Annotated in this window: 23 protein-coding genes, 1 tRNA gene and 2 pseudogenes; 21 read left to right on the forward strand and 5 right to left on the reverse strand. The window is 36.9% G+C overall.

Annotated elements, in window-relative coordinates; all coding sequences use genetic code 11:
• Positions 1-179 precede the first annotated feature (179 nt).
• The 4 genes from hfq to ACFIJZ_RS05690 all read left to right on the forward strand — a co-directional run bounded on the left by hfq (position 180) and on the right by ACFIJZ_RS05690 (position 5011).
• Positions 180-419: an RNA chaperone Hfq gene (gene hfq, locus ACFIJZ_RS05675; RefSeq protein ID WP_005773461.1), complete on the forward strand. Its 240-nt coding sequence runs from the start codon at positions 180-182 to the stop codon at positions 417-419.
• A 54-nt stretch (positions 420-473) separates the two neighbouring features.
• A complete protein-coding gene (gene hflX / locus ACFIJZ_RS05680; protein WP_375631266.1) occupies positions 474-1817 on the forward strand; it encodes a GTPase HflX in 1344 nt (447 codons plus the stop codon).
• Between the two features lie 144 nt (positions 1818-1961).
• The gene (locus ACFIJZ_RS05685) at positions 1962-3788 is read left to right on the forward strand and encodes a hypothetical protein (RefSeq protein WP_375631267.1); all 1827 of its coding nucleotides are present in this window, start codon (positions 1962-1964) and stop codon (positions 3786-3788) included.
• Between the two features lie 146 nt (positions 3789-3934).
• Complete coding sequence (locus ACFIJZ_RS05690; RefSeq protein ID WP_375631268.1) at positions 3935-5011, forward strand: COX15/CtaA family protein; 1077 nt, start codon at positions 3935-3937, stop codon at positions 5009-5011.
• Positions 5012-5031: 20 nt separating this feature from the next.
• Here the strand turns inward: ACFIJZ_RS05690 and argC are convergent, their stop codons facing one another.
• Complete coding sequence (gene argC, locus ACFIJZ_RS05695) at positions 5032-5964, reverse strand: N-acetyl-gamma-glutamyl-phosphate reductase (protein WP_273791387.1); 933 nt, start codon at positions 5962-5964, stop codon at positions 5032-5034.
• A 323-nt stretch (positions 5965-6287) separates the two neighbouring features.
• Between argC and glyA the strand changes: the two genes are divergently transcribed.
• From glyA to nusB, 6 genes are all read left to right on the forward strand, one after another.
• Positions 6288-7601 (forward strand): serine hydroxymethyltransferase, encoded by a 1314-nt coding sequence (glyA, locus tag ACFIJZ_RS05700; protein ID WP_375631269.1) that lies wholly within the window; start codon positions 6288-6290, stop codon positions 7599-7601.
• Between the two features lie 11 nt (positions 7602-7612).
• A complete protein-coding gene (gene nrdR, locus ACFIJZ_RS05705; protein WP_273791385.1) occupies positions 7613-8095 on the forward strand; it encodes a transcriptional regulator NrdR in 483 nt (160 codons plus the stop codon).
• Entirely contained in the window at positions 8088-9215 is a 1128-nt protein-coding gene (gene ribD / locus ACFIJZ_RS05710) for a bifunctional diaminohydroxyphosphoribosylaminopyrimidine deaminase/5-amino-6-(5-phosphoribosylamino)uracil reductase RibD (RefSeq protein WP_273791384.1), read from the forward strand. The genes nrdR and ribD overlap by 8 nt, the downstream gene beginning before the upstream one ends.
• Positions 9197-9814 (forward strand): riboflavin synthase, encoded by a 618-nt coding sequence (locus ACFIJZ_RS05715; RefSeq protein ID WP_375631270.1) that lies wholly within the window; start codon positions 9197-9199, stop codon positions 9812-9814. The genes ribD and ACFIJZ_RS05715 overlap by 19 nt, the downstream gene beginning before the upstream one ends.
• A gap of 81 nt (positions 9815-9895) precedes the next feature.
• Complete coding sequence (locus ACFIJZ_RS05720) at positions 9896-10351, forward strand: 6,7-dimethyl-8-ribityllumazine synthase (protein ID WP_375631271.1); 456 nt, start codon at positions 9896-9898, stop codon at positions 10349-10351.
• Positions 10352-10353: 2 nt separating this feature from the next.
• The gene (gene nusB / locus ACFIJZ_RS05725; protein WP_273791381.1) at positions 10354-10824 is read left to right on the forward strand and encodes a transcription antitermination factor NusB; all 471 of its coding nucleotides are present in this window, start codon (positions 10354-10356) and stop codon (positions 10822-10824) included.
• Positions 10825-10899: 75 nt separating this feature from the next.
• On the opposite strand, the gene ACFIJZ_RS05730 is transcribed toward nusB, so the two are convergent.
• Positions 10900-11379, reverse strand: coding sequence for an outer membrane protein assembly factor BamE (locus tag ACFIJZ_RS05730; RefSeq protein ID WP_273791401.1), 480 nt, complete (start codon positions 11377-11379; stop codon positions 10900-10902).
• A 221-nt stretch (positions 11380-11600) separates the two neighbouring features.
• Here ACFIJZ_RS05730 and ACFIJZ_RS05735 point away from each other — a divergent pair, with 221 nt between their 5' ends.
• From ACFIJZ_RS05735 to ACFIJZ_RS05755, 5 genes are all read left to right on the forward strand, one after another.
• A complete protein-coding gene (locus ACFIJZ_RS05735; RefSeq protein ID WP_273791380.1) occupies positions 11601-12158 on the forward strand; it encodes a DUF177 domain-containing protein in 558 nt (185 codons plus the stop codon).
• A gap of 145 nt (positions 12159-12303) precedes the next feature.
• Entirely contained in the window at positions 12304-13374 is a 1071-nt protein-coding gene (gene plsX, locus ACFIJZ_RS05740; RefSeq protein ID WP_375631272.1) for a phosphate acyltransferase PlsX, read from the forward strand.
• 49 nt (positions 13375-13423) lie between these two features.
• On the forward strand, positions 13424-14398 hold the full coding sequence (locus ACFIJZ_RS05745; protein WP_273791378.1) for a beta-ketoacyl-ACP synthase III: 975 nt from the start codon (positions 13424-13426) through the stop codon (positions 14396-14398).
• 77 nt (positions 14399-14475) lie between these two features.
• A complete protein-coding gene (locus ACFIJZ_RS05750; protein ID WP_273791377.1) occupies positions 14476-14790 on the forward strand; it encodes an integration host factor subunit alpha in 315 nt (104 codons plus the stop codon).
• A 196-nt stretch (positions 14791-14986) separates the two neighbouring features.
• A complete protein-coding gene (locus ACFIJZ_RS05755) occupies positions 14987-15490 on the forward strand; it encodes a MerR family transcriptional regulator (protein ID WP_273791376.1) in 504 nt (167 codons plus the stop codon).
• A gap of 1106 nt (positions 15491-16596) precedes the next feature.
• Here the strand turns inward: ACFIJZ_RS05755 and thrS are convergent.
• The 3 genes from thrS to ACFIJZ_RS05770 form a co-directional block, all read right to left on the reverse strand.
• On the reverse strand, positions 16597-18573 hold the full coding sequence (gene thrS / locus ACFIJZ_RS05760) for a threonine--tRNA ligase (protein WP_375631273.1): 1977 nt from the start codon (positions 18571-18573) through the stop codon (positions 16597-16599).
• 111 nt (positions 18574-18684) lie between these two features.
• Positions 18685-19035 carry a membrane protein insertion efficiency factor YidD gene (yidD, locus tag ACFIJZ_RS05765; protein WP_375631274.1) on the reverse strand — a complete coding sequence of 117 codons (351 nt, stop codon included), beginning with the start codon at positions 19033-19035 and terminating at the stop codon, positions 18685-18687.
• Positions 19036-19464: an iron-sulfur cluster assembly scaffold protein gene (locus ACFIJZ_RS05770; RefSeq protein WP_273791373.1), complete on the reverse strand. Its 429-nt coding sequence runs from the start codon at positions 19462-19464 to the stop codon at positions 19036-19038.
• 125 nt (positions 19465-19589) lie between these two features.
• Here ACFIJZ_RS05770 and folE point away from each other — a divergent pair, with 125 nt between their 5' ends.
• The 6 genes and pseudogenes from folE to ACFIJZ_RS05800 all read left to right on the forward strand — a co-directional run.
• Complete coding sequence (gene folE, locus ACFIJZ_RS05775; RefSeq protein ID WP_375631275.1) at positions 19590-20201, forward strand: GTP cyclohydrolase I FolE; 612 nt, start codon at positions 19590-19592, stop codon at positions 20199-20201.
• A 137-nt stretch (positions 20202-20338) separates the two neighbouring features.
• Positions 20339-20423, forward strand: a tRNA-Leu gene (locus ACFIJZ_RS05780).
• A 193-nt stretch (positions 20424-20616) separates the two neighbouring features.
• Positions 20617-21789 carry an alpha/beta hydrolase gene (locus ACFIJZ_RS05785; RefSeq protein ID WP_375631276.1) on the forward strand — a complete coding sequence of 391 codons (1173 nt, stop codon included), beginning with the start codon at positions 20617-20619 and terminating at the stop codon, positions 21787-21789.
• A 137-nt stretch (positions 21790-21926) separates the two neighbouring features.
• Positions 21927-22433: a hypothetical protein gene (locus ACFIJZ_RS05790; protein ID WP_273791370.1), complete on the forward strand. Its 507-nt coding sequence runs from the start codon at positions 21927-21929 to the stop codon at positions 22431-22433.
• Between the two features lie 658 nt (positions 22434-23091).
• Positions 23092-23278, forward strand: a pseudogene (locus tag ACFIJZ_RS05795) (Arm DNA-binding domain-containing protein); the annotation flags it as partial.
• Positions 23278-23808, forward strand: a pseudogene (locus ACFIJZ_RS05800) (hypothetical protein); the annotation flags it as partial. The pseudogenes ACFIJZ_RS05795 and ACFIJZ_RS05800, both read left to right, overlap by 1 nt.
• Positions 23809-23950 lie beyond the last annotated feature (142 nt).

Genomic DNA, 23950 nt, shown 5'->3' on the forward strand with positions numbered 1-23950 from the left:
TTTTAATTTAGTATAGCTTTTCGTAAGCTGTACTTTATTATTGCCTTAAAGAGCCGTTTTTTCTCTAATTTCAGTTGTTTGTTGCTGAATTTTGAAGCTTCTACGTTGACAATTGGATATTTTTCGGTCGATATGCATGCACGAATATTTTATGCAATCTAGATAAAGGTGTAAGAATAATGGCAGAGCGATCACAACACCTACAAGATGTGTTTTTAAATACGGTGCGTAAGCAAAAAATTTCCCTTACAATTTTTCTTGTCAATGGCGTTAAACTCACGGGTATTGTAACTTCATTTGATAATTTTTGTGTTCTTTTACGCCGAGATGGACACGCGCAATTGGTTTATAAGCATGCTATTTCTACGATTATGCCTGGGCAGCCTGTACAGATGTTTGAGGGTGAAAGTCCTGAGTAAACATATCATTTTAAGATAGACCTCTTATCCCATTTTAAAAGTACTTAGATTGCTATGATAAATGAAAATGAGAGATTAGGAGGGGTATTTGCGCAGAACACAGGACAGGTGCGCGCACTTGTTTTGATACCGTTTTTTCAAGAAAATAGAAGTGAAAGCTCTTTGAGAGAGTGTTCTGTATCTTCTCGTGTTAAAGAGTCATTAGGGTTAGCGCGTGCTATAGGGTTAGAAGTTATTAATTATGAAACGATTAATATTGCAACGCCTCGCTCTGCGACTCTCTTTGGAAAAGGTAAAGTAGATGCGTTAACCTGTTATATAGATGAATATTCTATTGAGCTTGCGATTGTAGATCACTTTTTAACGCCAGTACAGCAGCGTAATTTAGAAAAATTATGGAATTGTAAAGTTATCGATAGAACGGCTTTGATTCTTGAAATTTTTGGGGATCGTGCACGAACAAAAGAAGGAGTTTTGCAAGTAGAGTTAGCGCGTTTGTCCTATCAAAAAGGGAGGCTTGTGCGTAGTTGGACACACTTGGAAAGGCAACGGGGAGGGCGTGGCTTCCTAGGTGGACCTGGTGAGACGCAAATTGAAGCAGACAGGCGTCTTTTACAAGAGAAAATTATTCGTATTCGCCGCGAATTAGAAACGGTTATTAAAACACGTGCACTTCATAGAGCAAAAAGGAAAAAAACATCTTATCCTGTTGTGGCACTGGTAGGATATACGAATACAGGAAAGTCAACTCTCTTTAACCGTTTAAGCGGTGCAGATGTTTTAGCAAAAAATATGTTATTTGCAACGCTTGATCCGACTTTGCGCAAAGTTGTCCTTCCCCATGGAAAAACTATTCTTTTGTCTGATACTGTAGGGTTTATTTCTAATTTGCCAACAAATTTGATTGCAGCTTTTAGAGCAACCCTTGAAGAAGTGGTTGAAGCGGATCTCATTCTTCATGTAAGAGATATGTCAGATCTTGATCATCGAGCACATGCTCAAGATGTTTTAGAAGTGCTTTCAAGTCTCGATATCGATATTGATGATATGGAGCATATCATAGAAGTTTGGAACAAGATTGATATGTTGGATGGGCAAGCATTGAGTGTTTTACAAACAAGCGCAAAAACACGATTAAATCCTGCTCTCATGGTATCAGCACTTAAAGGGGATGGACTTGATCAATTATTAAGAGCCATTGAAGTGCGAATTTTTGGAGAGGTGCAAAGCATTGAATATCTTTTACAGCCTCATGAAATGTCGCTTATCGATTGGTTTTATGAAAACTCTGCGGAAATAGTGCAAGAAGGACATGATGATGGGTCTATTACCATTAGAGCCGTTATTACTTCTGAAGCAAAAAAGCAATTAGAGAATATCAAAAAAAATATGAATTAAGTTCTTTAAAGCTATTGTTGAACATTTATGCTTAAATTTTATGTTTTTCTTATCTCAAAATAATATGACAGCAAATTAAGAGGATAGTTACTACTTTCTCTTAATAAAACAATATGAAGAAGTATTTTGCTGGTTAAAATAAAGATGAGTCTTAAGTGTAATAAAAGACTATTCGTACGTACCGTATGGCGAAGCATTTTGATTGTTTTGCTATTACAAATGCTATGTGTATCTTTGATTTGGTTGTATTATTTTGTCCAGCCCCGTGGTTACCAAGCAACTTTAGTATTTTCATTATCTGATTCTGTAGGAAAACCATTACCAATTAAAAAGCAAGACGATGTTATCGCTTTTTTGTTTTCACAGCCTATGTTCTTCAATGATTCGAATTTTTCTTTAAGTGCTTCTTATAAGAAAAAAAATCATGAAAATATCCATTTATCGCGTCATGGTGATTTTATCGATCTTACTTTTGAAGCCGAGACACTTGAAGCAGCTCAACGTGGGTTGGAAATTTGGTTTTCCGCATTTTCACAAGCAATCATAAAACAGAAACAATTTTTGTTAAATGATAAATTAGAAGACAAACAATATGATAATACTGCAATCGTTAATATCGTGCAGGAATTTCGTAAATCTGTTGATTCTTTTATTCAGCATGGTGTAAAACAAACAGAGCTTCATGATCTTTCGATGCAATTAACGCAAGCAACTTTAAAGCGTATTCATTTAACAAGTTTGAATTCAACAATTAATATGATGCGTGAAAATGGGCAGTCTTTACTGTCTTTATCGTTTATTGCAGGCAATTCAGCAATTGTTTCTCTGGAATCTAAACGTGACCTCTTGGAAACACAAAGAGCACATATGGCTGCGCAATTGGGGTGGACACATCCTCAAATTAAAGCGATGACTGCAGAATTAGAGACAGTTTCTCATCAATTAAAAAATAAAATTTTACAAATCGTTTATCAAGTTCATTCAGATGAGGTTATTGCAACGGAATTAGAAAAACAGCTCAAAAAAAGAATGAACTTTTTTGTAAAAGATCAATCCCAATCTTTGAATGAAATATTTAACGAGTTTGAAAATAAAATAAAAGCAGCAGTCGATGCACAAAATGAAGCGATGAGCAAGTCTGCTCAACGAAGAGAAAAAATTATTGATTCATATCGGAGATTGAGTGATGATCCTCTTCTCTTACAAAATACAAATATCCACGTGGTTATGCCAACAACGTTAGCACCAATTTCTTTTATGGCTCTTTATGGAAAAAATATTCTTGTGAGTGCATTGGCCAGCTTCCTTACTCTTTTGCTAGGAATATTGTTATTTTATCCGTGCTTTAAAAGCAAAAAAGACCAACTTTCAGAAGAGGATTTGATATCAAAAGAAAATGCTCTTAAGAAGAATGAGAGTATTTTAGTCTCTCAAGAAATGAAAAATTTTGAAGCTTTTATTACGATAGAGGGATTATCTGATGTTTTGAAATGGCGTGCTTCAACCATTGTTTCAATCATTGGACCAGAGGCAGCACGGACAGCGGCAAAGCTTTCACTTCATTTCACAAAAGAGAATAAAACAATTTTGTTGGTCGATATTTCTGGTCAACAAATAGAGAAAGTCATTGGCCCACATCGCGGACTGAGTGATATTTTAACGGGCAATGCCAAGTTGCATGATGTTATTTACCGTGATTATGATACGGGGGTTGATATTCTTCCTCAGGGGTTAACAAGTGCTATTTCTGCACAAGATTTTTCAAATGACATTTCTCATATATTACAAGAATTTAAAAAAGAATATGATTTTATCATCCTAGAGATGGCAAGTGAACCAAAATATGGATTTGAGCAATTTGCAGAGCTAACAGACTATTATATTTGTAATACTGTTCTTAATGAACAAGAATGGATGATGCGGATGGTAGACAGCTTTCCAAAGACTGTTTATCGCATTGTTGCATCATAAGCTTCGTAAAAAAGAAATATGTATCGCATGTTATAGTGGTACGCTTGTTTTTTGCTAAAGTTGTAGTACATACTAAAATAGACAAAGAGTTAATGTTTAAATTTTAAAATGCATTTTAGTTGGAGAGAAGCGTGGGGCAATCAGAGATGGCAGTAAAGAGATTAAACAATAGCATTTTAACACCTGTGCAAAAGAAAAATAGAAAACAAATACAGGTGTGGCTTTACTCTATTTTATTGCTTTGTTTGGCAATTGTCTTAGTGGGTGGCGCTACTCGTTTGACGGGATCAGGATTATCTATAACGGAATGGAAGCCAATACATGGCGTTATTCCACCGATTGGTGTGGATCAATGGCAAGAGGAATTTTTAAAATATCAACAGATAGCACAGTATAAGCTGCTTAATCCTGATATGACTTTAAGTGCTTTTAAGGTCATTTTTTGGTGGGAATGGGCGCATCGTTTTCTTGGGCGTCTTGTTGGTCTTGTTGCTTTATTGGGGCTCATTTGGTTTTGGGCGACTAAGCGTGTTGAAAAAAATATCTTACTTCCGCTTATTGTCGTGCCTATTCTTATCGCCTTTCAAGGCTTTATTGGTTGGTGGATGGTTGCTTCAGGGATTGGGCAAAGTAATTTAACAAGTGTGAGCCAATATCGTTTGGCATTTCATCTTATAACGGCATGTTTTGTTATTGTTTTTGTTACTTATTTATCTCGAGGACTTGCAGAATACTCAGAAAAGCCAGCAAATCAAAAGGTGCAATATTTTGCGGCTTGGCTTGTTATTCTCGTCTTGATAGAGATTTATTTCGGAGCTTTGGTTGCAGGGCTTCATGCTGGAAAAGTCTATAATACATGGCCGCTTATGGATGGGCAGATTATTCCTGATGGATTGTTGCAGCATCGTCCTGTTTGGCTCAATTTATTCGAAAATTCCTTAATGGTTCAATTTATTCATCGGTTTTTTTCTTATTTTTTATTTATTGTCTCAGTTGTTCATGCTTTCTATGTACAAAAAAATGTTCCACATTCCACCCATTCTCGTCGTGCATTTCTTATCTGTGTTATGATTATTATCCAAGCACTCTTGGGTATCTTAACACTGTTACATGAGGTTCCGATAAGTTTAGGGCTCATTCATCAAAGTATGGCACTAGCAGTGTTATGTTTTGCGGTTGCGCACTGGCGAGCAACAAAAGGGGCATATCGCGTTGTTGAATAAAAGTTTGTGTTTAAGGAGGTTTAGTCGCTTGAAAGCATTAAATCGAGGTTTTGTATAGCCGCAGCTGATGCGCCTTTTCCTAAATTATCGAATATGGCGCTGAGATTAAAAATACCTTCACGATCATTTCCAAATACGAACAGTTTCATATCATCTTTATTGGCTAAACACTCTGGATTAAGTCTTTGAAGTGAAGCAGTTTCTTCTTGTGATGCAACTAAAATGGTATTTTGTCCATCGTAATGGTTTGCGAGAATTTCGCGCAAATCAGAACAGTTTGCTGATTTTGTGAATAAATGGCGGTGCAGAGGAAGATTCACAATCATTCCCTGAGAAAAACGACCCACACTTGGTATAAAAAGTGGGGTTTGATTGATTTGTCCATAGATTTTGATTTCTGGCACATGTTTGTGTTCAAGATTAAGACCATAGATAAAATAATTGTCCTGAATATTTTGTTGAGATTGATTTTCCATTTGTAAAATCAACTGTTTCCCACCACCAGTATAGCCGGAGATTGCATTAATCGAGATGGGATAATAGGCGTCTAGTAGTCCTGCTTCACGGAGGGGGCGAATCAAACTAATGGCCCCGGTAGGGTAGCATCCGGGATTGGTTACATAATGTGCAGCTTGGATGCGCTTTCTTTGTCCTGCTGTCATTTCAGGAAAACCGTAAACCCAGTCTGGTGCAACACGGTGGGCTGTCGAGCTATCAATAATCCTAATGTTTTTATTTTTTTTAAGCCAATGAACTGTTTCGCGTGCAGCATCATCTGGAAGACACAAAATAGCAATATCGGCTTGATTAAGATAGTCTTGTCGCAGATGAACATTATGGCGATCTTTATGAGCTAGAGAGAGTAGTTTTAAATCTGTACGCCTTTCTAAGCGTTTTTGTATTTGTAGTCCGGTTGTGCCATGTTCACCATCAATAAAAACTTTGGTTAGCATTCTTATTTGCCTTCGTATTAACTTTGCCTATTATATTCAGCTTTTCACATTATAAATTATTTCTAATCATTAAATTATTGAATTTCTTTAGATTATAGATATTTTTTGTAAAAGGTGTAAACAAATTAAGAGTGTAAAAAAAGAAATGTAATCTCATTTTTTACCATTCTTGAGAGGGAAGTTTTTCGCTGTTTTTATAACAAAGAATAAGATAAATATTTGCTTCATTATTTTTGAGTGTAAGTGGTTTAAAATGTTTGGTTTGCATGGTTTGCTGTGTTATCGTTTCTTGACTTTATTTTTTTATGTTAGGAATGTGTTTTATGACTCAGCAAGAAAATGACGCACAAAAGCGCTTTTTTAATGATAGTTTACAAACTGTTGATGGTGCAATTTTTGATGCAATTAGAGGGGAGTTTGAGCGTCAACAACATGAAATTGAACTGATTGCTTCAGAGAACATTGTTTCAAGAGCGGTTCTTGAAGCGCAGGGGTCTGTTTTAACTAATAAGTATGCAGAAGGTTATCCAAGAAACCGCTACTATGGTGGATGTCAATTTGTTGATGTCGTTGAAGATTTAGCCATTGAAAGGGCAAAACAGCTTTTCGGTGCTGCTTTTGCAAATGTACAGCCTAATTCTGGTAGCCAAATGAATCAAGCTGTCTTTTTAGCTTTACTGAAGCCTAATGACACATTTATGGGATTAGATTTAAATGCTGGTGGTCACCTTACGCATGGTTCATCTGTTAATATGTCAGGAAAATGGTTTGATGTTGTTTCCTATGGTGTACGTAGAGAAGATCAGATTATTGATATGGATGAAGTTGAGCAGCTGGCAAAAGAGCGTAAGCCCAAACTTATTATAGCGGGTGGTTCATCTTATCCACGGCTATGGGACTGGAAGCGATTCCGTGAAATTGCAGATGAGATTGGTGCTCATCTACTCGTTGATATGTCTCATATTGCTGGTCTTGTTGCTGGTGGCGTGCATCCTTCACCTGTTCCACATGCGCATATTGTAACAACAACAACACATAAGTCGCTTCGAGGTCCTCGTGGTGGTTTAATATTGACAAATGATGAGGCTTTATCCAAAAAAATTAATTCTGCAATTTTTCCTGGTCTTCAGGGTGGTCCTTTAATGCATGTGATTGCCGCAAAGGCTGTTGCGTTTGAGGAGGCTTTGCGTCCCTCTTTCAAGAGTTACAGTGCCAATGTTGTCGCTAATGCGAAAACTTTAGCAAAAACATTACAGAGTAATGGTTTTAATATTGTTTCTGGTGGTACAGATAATCATTTGTTGTTGGTTGATTTACGTTCCAAAAATCTAACAGGTAAACGTGCTGAATTGGCTTTGGGACGCGCTCATATTACCTGCAATAAAAATGGTATTCCTTTTGATTCTGAAACGCCATCTATAACATCGGGAATTCGTTTGGGATCACCTGCTACCACAACGCGTGGTTTTTTAGAAAAAGAGTTTATTCAAGTTGGTCATCTGATTTCAGAAGTTCTTGATGGTCTTCGGAGCGCAAAAAGTGATGAAGATAATCATGCTGTTGAAATGGCTGTTGAGAAAAAGGTAAAAGATATAACGAATCAATTTCCTCTTTACTCTTATCTTAGCACTCGTTAAGGATACAAAGGATGCGCTGTCCTTACTGCCAATATGAGGATACACAGGTTAAAGACTCACGTCCAGCAGAAGAGGGGGCAGTGATTCGCCGCCGTCGTGTGTGTTCCGTTTGTGGTGGTCGTTTTACAACTTTTGAACGTGTTCAGTTGCGCGAGCTCTTGGTTGCTAAAAAAAGTGGACGATGTGAACCCTTCGATCGTGATAAGTTAATGCGATCAGTTGATGTGGCTGTACGTAAGCGCAATATTGATCCTGATCATATTGAACGAGCAATTTCTGGCATTGTACGTCAGCTTGAAAGTTTGGGAGAACCAGAGATTTCTTCAGAAAAAATTGGACGTCTTGTGATGGAAGCATTGAAGAGAATTGATGATATTGCTTATATTCGTTTTGCTTCTGTGTATCGAGATTTTCGTAATGCAAGCGATTTTCACGATGTTATAGATGAATTGTCAAAGGGTATCGCGGATACAGAATCTCGTTTTGATGAATAAAAAAGTGCAAGATGAACGGTTTATGGCTGCAGCTATTCGTTTAGCAGAACGTCATGTCGGTCTTACAGGTGGGAATCCTTCTGTTGGTACGTTAATTGTGCAAAACGATAATGGTGCGGGAGCTTTTATTGTTGGCTATGGCGTAACAGCTATTCATGGGAGTCCTCATGCGGAAGTGCAAGCTTTACACATGGCAGGTTCTTTGGCTCAAGGAGCGACTGCTTACGTTACTTTAGAACCTTGTGCGCATTATGGAAAAACTTCGCCATGTGTGAATGCACTTATTGATTCAGGTGTTTCTCGAGTTGTTGTTGCGCTGACTGATTGTGACAAGCGTGTTGATGGTCATGGTATTGCTCTTTTACGAGCGGCGGGTATTGAAGTGGTTGAGGGCATTTTAGCTGAAGAGGCTTTTGAATCCTTATGGACGCATTGGTGCATAAGGAAGATACAACGCTGTGCGGTTACTTTTAAAATGGCAATTTCTGCCGATAATGGTGTTGGAAAAAGAGAGAAGGGCAGCGTAAAAATTAGTGGAACACTTTCTCATGCCCATACGCATATTCTACGTGCTCAAAATAATGCTATCCTCGTTGGTATTGGTACTATATTAGCAGATGATCCACAACTCAATTGCCGCTTGCCAGGGATGGAGATGCGCTCACCAATTCGTATTATTTTGGATGCAGATTTATCTATCCCCCTTGATGCAAAAGTTGTCCAAACAGCCATAAAAATTCCTACATGGGTTATTTGTGATGTGGATCTTTCAAAGAAAAGCAAAAAAAATGCATTGGAGCAATATGGTGTGTCTGTTTATTCGGTCGAGATGAACAATGGTTGTGTAGAACCCTTTGCTCTTTTACAGATGCTTTATAAACATGGGATTAATAGTGTTTTATTGGAAGGGGGCGTCAAGACAGGGGAAAAATTTTTGAATGCTGGTTGTGTTGATCATTTGATATGTTTTCATACCCCCATTGTTTTAGGCAAAAATCGTATTGAAGCCCCTCATTTTGGAAATTATCTCTCGCAGTTTCATGAGATTGAGACAAGAATGTTTGGAAATGACCGTTTTTATAAGTGGAGACGTAAGACATTATGTTCACAGGAATTATAACGGATATTGGTTGTGTTGAAGATGTTCAACCTTTAAAGCAGGGGATGCGTTTAAAGATTTCTACCCGCTATGCTATAGAAAGCTTAGCAATTGGCGCGTCAATTGCTTGTTCAGGAATTTGTCTGACAATTGTAGAACGAGGATTAAAACAAGAAGATTCCAATTGGTTTGTTGTCGAGGCGTGGGAAGAAACATTACGTTTAACGAATCTTGCACAATGGATAAAAGGAACTTTTGTTAATTTGGAACGTTCGCTTCGATTGGGTGATGAAATGGGAGGACATTTGGTTTCTGGTCATATTGATGGTTTGGCTGAAATCATTGATCAAAAAAATGAAGGGGATGCAATTCGTTTTTATTTAAAAGTTTCAGGACAATTTATGCCTTTCATTGTTAATAAGGGATCTATTGCTCTTAATGGGACATCTTTAACTGTTAATGGTGTTGAGGACTGTGTTTTTGATGTTCTTATTATTCGCCATACACTCGAAATGACAACGTGGGGACAAGCTAAAATTGGAGATCGGGTCAATTTGGAAATTGATCAACTTGCTCGTTATGCTGCAAAAATTTTAGCTTTAAAAAGAGAAGATGAATAAGCCAAAACTTTCTTGATCGTTTTCAGAATTTTATGCTTTATAACCTTGGTTTTTTTGATTCGTTTTTTGTGGAATTCCATTATGATGAAAGAGATACGTAAAAAGCCTCACGTATTGATTGTTGAAGCACGTTTTTATGGGGGGATTTCTGATGCGCTTTTGAGAGGTGCAGTGAATACTTTGCAAAAAGCTGAAGCAAGTTATGATGTTGTAACGGTTCCTGGAGCATTAGAAATACCAAGTGCAATAGCTTTTGCTGAAAAAAATAAGATATCGTATGATGGTTATGTTGCTCTTGGTTGTGTTATTCGGGGTGAAACATATCACTTTGAAATTGTTGCTAATGATTCTTGTCGTGCATTGATGGATTTAACTGTTCATCAGCACTTGGCTATTGGAAATGGTATTTTGACTGTTGAAAATGAAGAACAAGCATGGGTGCGTGCAAAACTAGATGATAAAAATAAAGGTGGTTTTGCGGCTGAAGCTGCTTTATGTATGATCGCTCTAAAAAAGAGATTTGGAGATAATCGTTAAATATGGCTGATATAAAAAGCAGACATTTTCCGCGTTCAGCCAATAAACGTGGAGCAGCAAGACTCGCTGCAGTTCAAGCACTCTATCAAATGGATATCGTGGGTTCGGGAGTGTTGGAAACGGCAGCTGAGTATGAGGCTTATCGCTTGGGAAAAGATATTGATGGAGAGCAGTATCTTGAAGCTGATTTTCAATGGTTTTTGGCGATTATAACGGGTGTTGTAAAAGATCAAAAGCAGCTTGATCCTCTGCTTCATCAACAGCTTTCAGCAGAGTGGTCTCTTTCACGTCTTGATTCTATATTGCGAGCAATTTTACGAGCAGGTTTATGGGAGTTGATCAACCGTAAAGATGTCCCCGTTGCGGTTGTCATGAATGAATATGTTGACATAGCAAAGGCGTTTTTTGAAGGTGATGAACCAAAACTTGTTAATGCAGTTCTCGACAGTATGGCAAAAAAAGTTCGCCTCTAAGAGCTACAAATTCCCCTATTATAGGTCTGATAGTATCAGACCTATAATATTGAAACGGTATGTAGACTATATGATTTAGTTATGGCGTGGCAAATTCGCAGGGCCTTTTATAATTTGAATTAAGAAAGGATGTTCTTTCGTTACAGTTGGCGTTGTTTGTGTAATAAAATCAAATACTTGACCGTCTTGTAATCCGTAATTTGCAACTTTTGCAACCTGATTATTTTTATTGAAGTAAATGGCTAAAACTTTGCGATCAATAATCTTTGTTTTCATAAACTGCATCCCACGATAACGTGTCTGTGAGATGTAATAAAAAACTTCATTATCATATTTTGTTTTTAATGAAGGGGTCCCTAAAGTTAAAAGAACTTGCTCTTGACTTGAGCCAATAGAGATAGAACTTAAAGCATTTTTATCAAGAACATAGCCCTCTCTATAAATTTGGCTTGAACCTGAAGAATCAAGAAGACTACACCCAGCAAGCATTCCTATGCTTGCTATTGATAGACCAATTAATAATTTACGTTTGATTAAGGCTATTATGTGAGGCATTTGAAACAATGATATCTCCTTTTTATACTGAGATGTAGGACAAGAAGGCAACCTCAAGTTTTTTCTAATTTTAACTTAATCTACCGTAGCTTACACTGAGTTTCCCTGTTATAAAGCAAATTATGCCATATAGAATTTCTTTAGAAAAGAAAAAAATGCATAAATACTTGAGATAAATAAAAACACAGTGCTTTATGCGTTTTTATGTTTGGGAGTTGTCAATGAATGTTCAAAATGTTCCTCAAATGACATTTGCTTTGGCTTATCCAATATCCGTACGTTCTCTACCTGCTAAAGGTATAAGGGTTCATCTTTGTGCAAATAAAAAAGAATGTACACATTTAGCCCAGAACCATAATTTAATTGAAGTAAAATCTTGTGAGGGAAAATTCCATATTTTCCCGTGGAAAAAACGCGGAGTGCGTATAAAAGGTCTATTGCAAGCGCGTATACTGCAGTTATGTGTTGTTACATTAGAACCATTAGAAAATATCCTTTGTGAAAATATTGAGGTTGTTTTTGTTCCTGAAGATTCAAATTTGATGAAGCCTAAAATATCAGAGGATACAGGAGAATTGTTTTTAGATGTGGAGGGGCTTGATACTCCTGAAGTGTTTTATGATGATAAAATTGATATTGGTGCAATCATGGAAGAGTTTTTTGAGTTGTCTATTAATCATTATCCACGTAAAGAGGGGATACAGATGAATATGGTTGAAAATTTAGAAGAAGCAGAGCAAAAATTCTCTCCATTTTCTGTTTTGAAAAATTGGAAGTGATTGTAAAAACATACAAAAAATATCTATTTGTATGCTAAACGGCATTTCTGCGGAGCGATATTTTCGCAAGATGTGCTGTGTGAGTGTTCAGGAGCCAAAAATCATAATATGTATTTAAAAATGAAAAGATGTGGGATATGCAAGCGTGATTAGAATTTCTGTGGATGTCATGGGCGGTGATTACGGTCCAGAAGCAGCTATTGCAGGAGCAGCAATTGTACAAAAATATTTATCAAATATTTATTTTCTGTTTTATGGAGTAGAGGAGGCTGTTCGTCCGGTTTTAAAAAAATATCCCTGTTTGGATTCTGTATCGCGCTTTTGCCCTACAGAAAGTTATACACGCATGGATGAAAAGCCAAGCCAAGCACTTCGTAATGGACGTGGTAAATCATCAATGTGGTACGCCATTGAAGCGGTAAAAAATGGTGAAGCTGATGCTTGCATTTCTGCTGGTAATACGGGTGCACTTATGGCCATGTCGTATTTTTGTTTGAAAATGCTTGCAGAGGCTGAGCGTCCTGGTATTGCGGGTATCTGGCCAACACTGCGCAGTGAGAGTATCGTTTTAGATATTGGAGCAACAATAGGTGCCTCGGCTAGTCAGTTGGTTGATTTGGCGGTTATGGGAGCGGGTATGTTTCGCGCTTTATATCACACTGAAAGACCAAGTGTTGGGCTTTTAAATGTGGGGGTGGAAGAGGTTAAAGGACTTTATGAAATAAAAAAAGCAGGAATGATATTGCGTGAAGTGCAATTAGAAGGATTGGAATATAAAGGATTTGTTGAGGGCAATGACATTGGAAAAGGAACGGTCGATGTTGTTGTGACAGAGGGGTTTTCTGGTAATATTGCTTTAAAAACCGCAGAAGGAACTGCGCGACAGATAGGGGAGATTTTAAACTCTGCACTGCGCAGTTCTTTTTTAACATCTCTTGGTTATTTTTTATCGCGAGGTGCTTTTCGTATACTGAAACATAAAATGGATCCCGATAGGGTGAATGGAGGAGTGCTTTTAGGTTTGAATGGTGTTGTTATAAAAAGTCATGGCAGTGCCAATGCTAATGGTTTTGCTTCTGCTATCCGCGTTGGTTATGAAATGGTTAATAATGGACTTTTAAAAAAAATAACGGCTGATTTACGGCGGTTTCATGAGAATAAAGAAACACTTCTTGACCAAGAAGATGAAGTGGTGATGAATGGAGAGTCCTTATGATAAGCTCTTATAATAGAAATGAAAAATTTGAAGAAAAGGTAAGAGCTGAATGATTCGCTCAATTATACGTGGTGTAGGAAGTGCTTTGCCAAAAAGAAGTTTATCAAATGATGAGATTGCAAAGTTTGTTGAAACGTCAGATTCATGGATTGTTCAGCGTACAGGAATACGCCAACGTTATATTGCCAGTGAAAATGAAACAACTGTTTCTTTAGGAGTTGAGGCTGCGCAAGCCGCCCTTATAAATGCTGGTCTTACAATAAAAGACATTGATTGTATTATTTTAGCAACGTCCACCCCGAATCGTACTTTTCCTGCTTCTGCTGTTGAAATTCAGCATGCTTTGGGAATGAGCCATGGATTTGCTTTTGATATTCAAGCTGTTTGTTCTGGTTTTATTTTTGCTTTAACAACAGGAGATTCTTATTTACGATGTGGAGCGGCTAAAAGAATTTTAGTTATTGGATCCGATACATTTTCTCGAATTTTAGATTGGGAAGATCGTACGACATGTGTTTTGTTTGGTGATGGTGCGGGTGCCGCTATTTTGGAAGCTCAAGAAATTGAGGGGACTATTGCTTTTGAGCGTGGTATATTGTCTGCAAAACTGCGCTCTAATGGTGCTTATATAGATAAGCTATATGTTGATGGTGGACCTTCAACAACACAAACGACAGGCTATTTGCGTATGGAAGGACGAGAAGTTTTTAAATATGCTGTTGGTATGATAACGGATGTGGTTGATGATTGTTTTGCAGCTGCAGGTATGGATTCTTCACAACTAGATTGGTTTGTACCTCATCAGGCTAATAAGCGCATTATTGAAGCATCTGCTAAAAAGTTGGGAATTTCACTAGATAAAGTTGTGATTACCGTTGATCAACATGGTAATACGTCTGCCGCATCAGTTCCGTTGGCTTTAACAACAGCTGTTTGCGATGGAAAAATAAAAGAAGGAGATCTTATCATGTTAGAAGCCATGGGAGGTGGATTTACATGGGGAGCAATTCTTATTCGTTGGTAAATTATGGCTACTTGACCATATTTCAAGAAAACGTATAAGTCATTTTGTAATTTTAAATATTTTAATAGGTGGTTATAATGACAAGTAAGACAGTAACGCGTGCAGATTTAGCGAGCGTAGTTTGTAAAAGAGTGGGCTTGTCACATACTGAATCAGCAGCTTTAGTCGAATTGGTTTTGGATGAGATTTGCAACTCACTTGTAAGAGGTGAAGCGGTTAAATTATCTTCTTTTGCAACTTTTCAGGTTCGCAGTAAAAATGAACGTGTTGGACGCAATCCAAAAACAGGTGTTGAAGCACCTATTCCGCCGCGACGTGTTGTGACGTTTAAGGCTGCCAATGTCCTTAAACAGAGAATTTTAGATTCGCATCGTGCAAAACAGAAAAAATGATATCTCATAAATAAATGCCATGGTATGTTTGGTATTTGTTAAAAAAATGTATAAAATAAGGGTCTTTGTTTTTTAGAAAAAGACTATTGAGTAAGTTGTCAATGATGGTCTTATTTTTGACTAATCTTGTTGAGAAATTGAGACAGAATGAGTCATTGTGAAGTAATTTATTTTGTTTTAAATAAGGTGTTGCAAAATGGATAAAAGCTCTGATGCTTTTCGCACAATTAGCGAAGTAGCGGAGTTATTGGAGCTTCCGCAGCATGTCTTAAGATTCTGGGAAACACGTTTTAGGCAGATTAAACCAATGAAACGTGGGGGAGGAAGGCGCTATTATCGCCCTGTCGATGTTGATTTGCTCAATGGTATTAAGCAGTTACTATATGATCAGGGTTATACGATAAAAGGTGTGCAACGCCTTTTGAAAGAAAATGGTGTTGCTTTTGTGACTGCATTTGGTAATGGTGATCTTGATGCTATGAATGTGGTCATAGAAAAGAAACATGCAGGACAAACTTCTGAAAATGCTAGCAATAAGCCTAAGAAATCTTCTTTTGGGCTTTTAAGTTTCATGAGGAATGAAGGAGAAACATCTGTCGGTTCTGTGAATCTTTACAAAGATAAAACTGATAAAGCATTGTTGCAAGAAATCCTGTTTGAACTCATTGAATGTAAGCGTGTTCTTGATAGAGCACGATAATAATAATGTTTTTTTATTTTATATGTGTTTTTTTAGCAAAACATGTGTTTTGAAATTGTTTTACAAATCAATATCTAGCGTCGAGCGTGGCAATGTGTTTCGTAGAGATTAGACGTTTTATGGTGTGCCCAGAGTTTTATACGTTCAACGAGTAGTAATGTATCGTATGTGTATATTTAACGAGTTTTTTTATTTGGTAAAATATGAAGAGGAGAAAGAATAAACGCTGAGTTTTGCCATTTTTCTTTGATTTAGCTTTATAAAAATTAAGGCAATATCTCATCAGTGTAGATTGCGGGATGTATAATGCCATTGGCTTACCAATTCATGTGCTTGTTTTAAAGAGATGTTTCTTAAGGCTTCTTAATCTTATTTTACTATAATGCCTTGTGAATGATTAATGGTAAACTCGTTGAGTACTGCTATTTTTACATTTATAAAGAAGCAAGTCAGCATCATCATTATAGTTATAGTCGGTCCTCAATGATTGCAACAATCCTTAGCACTTTAGGCGGTTCATTGTGGGCATTTTAAAAGTTCTTTCTCAATAACTTTTATCCACACACTCATTCTGCTTGTTTCGTGCAAGCAAATGATTTTGATAGATTCAACATAAACATATTTAAAACGAGAGAAGCCTATGATATTCGAAACCTTATTTAATATGAATAACGATATATTACCATTATAAATCAATATCTTGTCTTTTTATAAGAGCTTATCTTACGAATAAGACATATCATTGTTCAGCTAATTTTACATATTTTTTATTAATAAATATAATCTTGTTTTCAGCCTTCTTGCTTGATGTTGCTATAATTATCGTAATGATCTATCCATGATAGTAGCAGCATTTTTTCATTATAAAAGTAAAAGATTAATGTTATTATTAATATTCAATTGTCTATGTTGTTTGTATTTAAACAGCTCATAGCTTACATTCAACTTTTTCACCAAACCACCTTGTAGAGAGAGCACGTGATTCTTTCTGGTGATAGGTAGTTGTGCATGAAACAAAAACACACTACAATATCAAATCATTTCATTTTGTACAAAAATTGAAGATTTATAGTAAAAAAATTAACGTATTACCATCTTCTGTGATATTATGCATTTATTACACGTTGCAAATCTGGAGGTGTTGCCTCATTTGAGAGTTGTTTAATTGCATCTTCTACAGATAAAAGGGTTTGATTTGTACTTCCTAAGCGGCGCATATTTACGCTGTTTGTTTCAGCTTCACGTTTGCCACATACCAAAATTACGGGAACTTTTTGTAAAGAATGTTCTCGTATTTTATAGTTAATTTTTTCATTGCGGAGATCTATTGTTGCGGAAAGCCCAATAGCTTTAAGTTTTGCTGTTATTTTTTTGGCATATTCATTTGCTTCGGATGTAATTGTTGCAACAACAATTTGTTCAGGAGAAAGCCAAAGTGGCATATGTCCAGCAAAATTTTCGATTAATATACCAAGAAAACGCTCCATTGATCCAAAAATAGCACGGTGGATCATAACAGGTTGACGTTTTTCTGAATCTTTATCAATATAGAATGCACCAAAACGTTCAGGAAGATTAAAGTCTATTTGTGTTGTTCCACATTGCCATTCACGACCGATAGCATCCTTTAATGTATATTCAAATTTTGGACCATAAAATGCTCCTTCACCCGGAAGGATGCTTGTTTTGATTTGTCCTGCAAATTTTGTTTCAATCGTTTTAAGGACAGATTCCATGATACTTTCTGCATGATCCCATAATGCATCAGATCCAACTCGTTTTTCTGGACGTGTTGAAAGCTTAAGACTAATTTCTTTAAAACCAAAATCAGCATAAGTTGATAAAATAAGATCATTAATACTGAGACATTCATCGGCTAATTGTTCATCAGTACAAAAAATATGCGCATCATCTTGTGTAAAACCACGCACACGCATAAGACCATGTAAAGAGCCTGAAGGCTCATAACGATGAACAAGTCCAAATTCAGCAAGTCTAATAGGCAAATCACGATAAGATTTTAAACCATGTTTAAAAATTTGAACATGACCAGGGCAATTCATTGGTTTAAGGGCATAAACATTCCCATGATCTGAATCTTCTGCTGCTGGAATTACTTTGAACATATTCTCCTTATACCAGCCCCAATGACCAGATATTTCCCAGAGTGACCTATCGAGAACTTGTGGTGCATTAACTTCAGCATATTGATGATCATCAAGGCGTCTACGCATATAGCTGATTAAATTTTGGAACATTTTCCAACCTTTTTTGTGCCAAAAAATCATTCCTGGCCCTTCTTCTTGAAAGTGAAATAAGTCCATCTCACGTCCCAAGCGGCGATGATCACGTTTTTCAGCTTCTTCTAGCATATGGAGGTAGGCTTTTAAGTCATTTTCATTTGCAAATGCTGTTCCATAAATTCTCGTGAGCATTGGATTATTGGCATCGCCACGCCAATAAGCTCCTGCAACTTTCATTAATTTGAAAGCATTCCCAATTTGCCCTGTAGATTGCATGTGCGGTCCGCGACAAAGATCAAACCACTCCCCTTGATAATAAACTTTTAAATCTTGATTTTCAGGAATGCTATCAATAAGTTCAACTTTATAAAATTCCTTTTTCTCAGAAAAAATTTTTCTCGCTTTTTCACGAGACCAAATTTCTTTTCTAATAGGTTTATTGCGTTGGATAATTTCACGCATTTTCTTTTCAATAACAGTGAGATCATCTAATGTAAAAGGTTGTTGGCGTGCAAAATCATAATAGAATCCATTCTCAATAACAGGACCTATTGTTACTTGCGTTTCAGGAAAGAGTTCTTGTACTGCTTCAGCAAGGACATGGGCGCAATCATGCCTTATGAGCTCAAGAGCGCGTGAATCTTCTCGGGTAATAATCTCTACTTGACCAGATTGTCCCAATGGATCCGATAAGTCTCGCGTGATACCATTAAGACTATAGGCGACTGCTTTTTTTGCAAGTGATTTAGAAATAGATTCTGCTAATTCCAATCCTGTCATTTCGGTGGGGTAATTACGTTTTGAACCATCGGGAAAAAAAAGAGAAATAGAGCAAGACATAAAAACACCCTTTTAATCCAATTCCGCTAACGATTGCGGATGGTTTCGTGAAAATTGAGTAAAAAGCTTATAGACTGATTTTTTATCAATACATATGAAAAAAGAAAAGGATTATTTGTTGTGTTTGTCAGAAATTTTCCAGTAACGCCAAGGTTTATAAAAACAGCAAGAATTTCCAAGCGATGGAGGGACTGGATCAAAGCCATCTGTTCCAAAGGGCCCACAACGCATGATACGAAAGAGTCCCATCCATGCACCAGCCCAAAGCCCATGGCGTGCAATCGCTTCATATATATATTCTGAACAAGTCGGGGCATGGCGACACTGATTGCCTATAAGGCTCGAAAGTGTTATTTGATAGAAACGTATTAAGAAAATTCCCAATAATCGTCCGGGTGTTTTTTGCCAAGTGCCTGTGTAATTTCGAGTCAATTTTTTTTGTTGAGATTGTGATTTGAACATTTATTTTTCTTCAATTTGTTGAATGCAGTCTATCGTTGCATCAAAGGGTAGTAGTGTTGCTGTATGGCGCACTTTATAGTCTTTAATGGGCTGTAAGCAAGAAAAATCCTCAAATGGAGCTTGAGGAGAAGGACCATTTTGCGTTAGCATTTTGTAGATAACTTCACGCAATATTTTAAGATCTTGTGTTGTTTGTCCGATGATATGAGATGCTAAAAGTGAAGCCGAAGCTTGCCCTAGCACACATGCATGTATTTCGTGAGCAAAATCCGTAATAATACCATTTTCCACTTTTAAATCTACAGTGATTGTCGAGCCACAAAGATGTGCATGTTTTCTTGATGTTGCATCAGGATTATTAAGACGCCCAATTTTGCCTATATGTGCAGCATATTTAAGTATTTTATCATTATAGATATTATCAATCATGCACTATTGCCTGAAATTTTGAGAGTCGTGATTGTTTAAACTTTTAATTCGCTTATATAGAGATTATACAAAATGAAATAGGTATGGAGCAAATGCTTTGTATAGAGTAAGCTTGGAGTTTTTGAATGCGTAATGTTGTTAAAGAAGACGCAAATTTATCTGAAGAAAAGCGTCCGAGTATTGAAGAGGTGGAAGAAGCGATTCGTACATTACTCTTATGGATAGGGGAAAATCCAAATAGAGAAGGGCTTTTAGATACTCCAAAACGTATAGCCAAGGCATATCGCGAGCTTTTTAATGGTTATAGTCAATCTGTTAAAGAAACCTTAGGTACAGTTTTTGAAGAGGTTTCAGGATATAATGAATCCATAATCGTAAAGAATATACCTTTTTATTCACACTGTGAGCATCATATGATCCCAATTATTGGGAAAGCACATATAGCATATCTTCCTAATGAGAAAATTGTTGGTCTTTCAAAAATTGTACGTGTTGTAGATATTTTTTCTCGTCGTTTACAAACTCAAGAAGCTATGACAGCGCAAGTGGCTCACGCGTTAAAAACGTATCTGAAGCCTCATGGTTTAGCAGTATTGATTGAGGCTGAGCACATGTGTATGGCTATGAGAGGAATCCAAAAACAGGGCTCTACAACAATTACAAAAAACTTTCATGGTTATTATGAAAAAGATCAAGCGGCACAAACACATTTTATGATGATGGTTCAAAGGTCATAGTAGAGCCCATATTTCTCGTAATCTCTATTAAGTTATAAGTCGTCTGAATAAAATAAATTATGAGAAAAAGAAAATTGGCTTGTACCTTTCTTTATGATTTGTTAAAGGCTAAAAACCAAGGTTTTTTCTTTCCACGTGCGGTCGTGGCGGAATTGGTAGACGCGCAGCGTTGAGGTCGCTGTGGGGCAACCCGTGGAAGTTCGAGTCTTCTCGACCGCACCAGTTAGCAGTGAGTCTCTCTATAATGAGATGAAGTTATGTTAGAGAGAGGGGATTTATACGTATTATAGAAAAATCTTTTTTGTATGTTATTTGTTGGTGTGTTTCTAAGAATGTTTCGTTTTTTATTACTTTATCTATGCATTTGAAATGTTATATTTTTATAAGGTGGGGTGAAATTGCAGTGAGAAGTATAATGATTCTGAGATATTTAACACTTCTTATTTGTATTTCTTTATTGCCAGCATGTAGTGATTCACGTGCTGTACTTTGGCATGGGGTGCATGCAACACCTTCTATGACTGCCGTAGAAAGGGAAGTTGGAGGGAAACCAGTTTCTCCAAAAGCCATCGTTCCAGTGTATGTTGCAACAAGTCGTATGATGCAAAATAATTACGCTCAACCTTATGGTGCAGAGCGATCAAATAAAGTTCATTATAATCGCGTTGACGTAGGAATTCCTCAGCAACATGTAAAGGGAGTTGTTGAAATAAATGCGTATAAACCTACACATGATAAGTATTTTGCAGCAGTAGCATTGCAAAAATACGATAATAAAGAACAGTTTAAACAGCAATTAAATGCTGCTTTAGCAAAAAAGCCAAAAGGAAAAAGAGAAATTTTTCTTTTTATCCATGGGTATAATAATAATTTTGCAGATGGTACATTTCGTACAGCACAGTTTACACATGATTATTCTTTAAATGTTGTCGCTGTGCATTATTCTTGGCCTTCTGCCGGATCTGTTCCTCTTTATATTTATGATCGTGATAGTGCTAATTTTGCCCGTGACGGATTGATAGAGCTTTTAACGCTTATTAGTGAAACCAATGCTGATCAAATTTCGGTTATTGCACATTCTATGGGCAATTTTGTTATAATGGAAGCATTTAGAACATTAGCTTTACAGGGAAAATATAGGCCTATTCGTCGTATTACAAGTTTATTAATGGCTGCACCCGATATTGATGTTGATGTATTTGAGCGCCAACTTAATGATATAAAAAAACTCCCGCAGCCAACAGCTATTTTAGTATCCAGAACGGATAAAGCTCTCGCGGTTTCAGGACGTCTTACGGGTGGACATCATCGTGTGGGCGATGGCTCAGATATTGAAATGTTGCGTAAAAATGGAATAGCTGTTCTTGATTTCTCTCATGTGGATGGGGGAGCACACAATGTCTTTGCATCTTCACCAACGTTGATGGCTCTTTCTCGAGAAGGTTCTTTGGCTTCCACAATTATGCAAGGTACAGAATTGTCACCTAGTCAAGCCCTTCTTGCTGATGGTAGTAGTGTGTTGGAGAAAACAACACATCTTATCCTTTATACACCTGTACGTTTTCTCTCTCCACGGATTCCACGTTGATAGTGAAAAGAGAGAAGGAGCTCCATCAAATAATGTATTGGAGGTAATGTTTTTTAGCACTTTCTTTAGAATGGTTTTGTAAAATGAAAAATAAATAGCGGGATGAATGTAAAAAACAGTCATTAGGTGAGTTTGTGATGATCACACGGAAACGCTATGTTAATACGCCTACAGTTGTTGATTATTTATCTCATTCCGCAATTAAGTTGTTAGACATTCATGCTATGCTTGTGAAGGTGAGAAAAGGTGATATGGGGGAAAAACCAAATTTATTGCGTCAAATTGATTCTACAAAAAAACAGTTAGATGAGATAAGCCATGCTCTTATTTTAGAATATCGTAAACGCCAAGAAAATGAGCGTTTTTTAAAACAAATTCTGCTATCCATTTCTGATCAACTTTTTGCACTTAATAATGGTTTTAAGGAAACAGGGCGTCTTTTTTTTCAAGAAGTTAGAATACTTCAATCTCAGATGCAATGTTTATATGAGGGAAAGGAGAGGCTGCATTTGTTGAATAGCCAAGAATCTTTTTGTTCTCCGTCAAAGATTGATGAGGTCATTAAACAGTTACAAAAAGCACGAGAAAAGCTTATTCTTGAAAGCCCACATCTCTTTGAAAAAAGCACAAAAGCTAAACAATAAAAGTTCTTTAGTTGAGCAGATAGATAATTTGAATTTTACAGCAAACAACGCTGTTAGATAGAAGGCTATAACCTTTTTAAAGAAAAGAATTTGCTTTAAAAAATGAAACACATGTATTTTATAATCACACTCTTTATCGCATTAAAGCTTTAGAAGACTTTGGTTATATCTTTGCTAAAGTTAAGGCTGATGAATCAGGTGGCTTTATTGAAGAAAATGTTTGTGAAAAGAATTTACAAAAAACTTTCTGATTCTTTTAATAATAGCCCGCCGGATAATTTTGCCAATGTTATGAAGTTGTTAGTATATTCATTAGAAACTTAAATTTTAATATTTTCCTTGGTATAAATTAGCTGAATTTAAAGCATTAAAAAAGAAGTTTGATAAAAATAACATGTTTTGTAAATTCACGTTCATCTCTACCTTCTCTTGGATTTAAAAACACTCGGAAAATGAATAAGCTACACGTAATTAAAAAATATATGGTACCCCCAGAGGGTGGAGCGGGCTTTTGCAACAAGATTCAAGTTATGTAAATATGTGCAAGAGCTATTGATGCAGATAATTTTTTATGTTCCAATAAAAAATTAAGTATTAAAGAAAAAATCTCAAATCAGAAATTAAAGGTGATCTAAGAGGTGGACGAGAGGGGCGTTAAGTGAGGGCTATTCATTGGTTATCAGCATCATTCGTCAAGTCATCTTCACAGGGTAAATTATTGAGATGGGGCAGGGCTATGGTTGAATGTTCTAAAAGACAATACACGCTCTTGGTTTTTTCGCTATACGCACCACAATAAGCGCCGTGAAATGGGACTTGGTCCTGTTACGAAACTCTATTTAAAAAATTAGATGCCATACCAGCCGATCAAGAAGCGGCTGCTTTAATACGCTTACAGATTGAAAATTGTTGTGCGCCTGACATTGCAGTGTTGCGTTTTGCTTGTGTGGATGATTTAAAAAATCAATCGGATTATCAACGAAGTCAAGCTGCTTTTAATTGGTGTGAGGGGCGCTTAAAACCTCTTCATATTGGGCTTGACCGACGGCGCCAACATGTTTTTGGTGTTGATCTTGCCAGATCGGGCGATGCGACGTCGATTGTGGTGATGGAAGTGGGACAAGATTTGGTGCGCCGTGTTCGGTTTATGGTGGAATTGCGCAATACGCCGTTTGACCAACAAAGAGAAATTTTATTTTATGTGGTGAATAGTTTGCCGCGTTTGTTGGGGGGCGCTTTGGATGCACGGGGCAATGGGGCTTATTTAGCCGAAAAGACGGCGCAGCGTTATGGGGGGCTTGTGAAGGAAGTACAATTGTCGCAAAGTTGGTATGGCAAAGAAATGCCGGCTTATTTAGAAGCTTTTGGGGATGGGCTAAACAAAGCCTTTCCAATTTTTGGCAATGGTTGAAGAGTTTTTTTGTCCGCGAAAAGCTCTCTGATGCTGCCAAGGCTGGTATGGAACAAGCGGGCGAAGATCTGGCTAATTCGATTGTCGATGGCTTTATGTCGTCTAT

It is taken from the genome of Bartonella sp. CL70QHWL (assembly GCF_042194855.1).
GTDB lineage: Bacteria > Pseudomonadota > Alphaproteobacteria > Rhizobiales > Rhizobiaceae > Bartonella.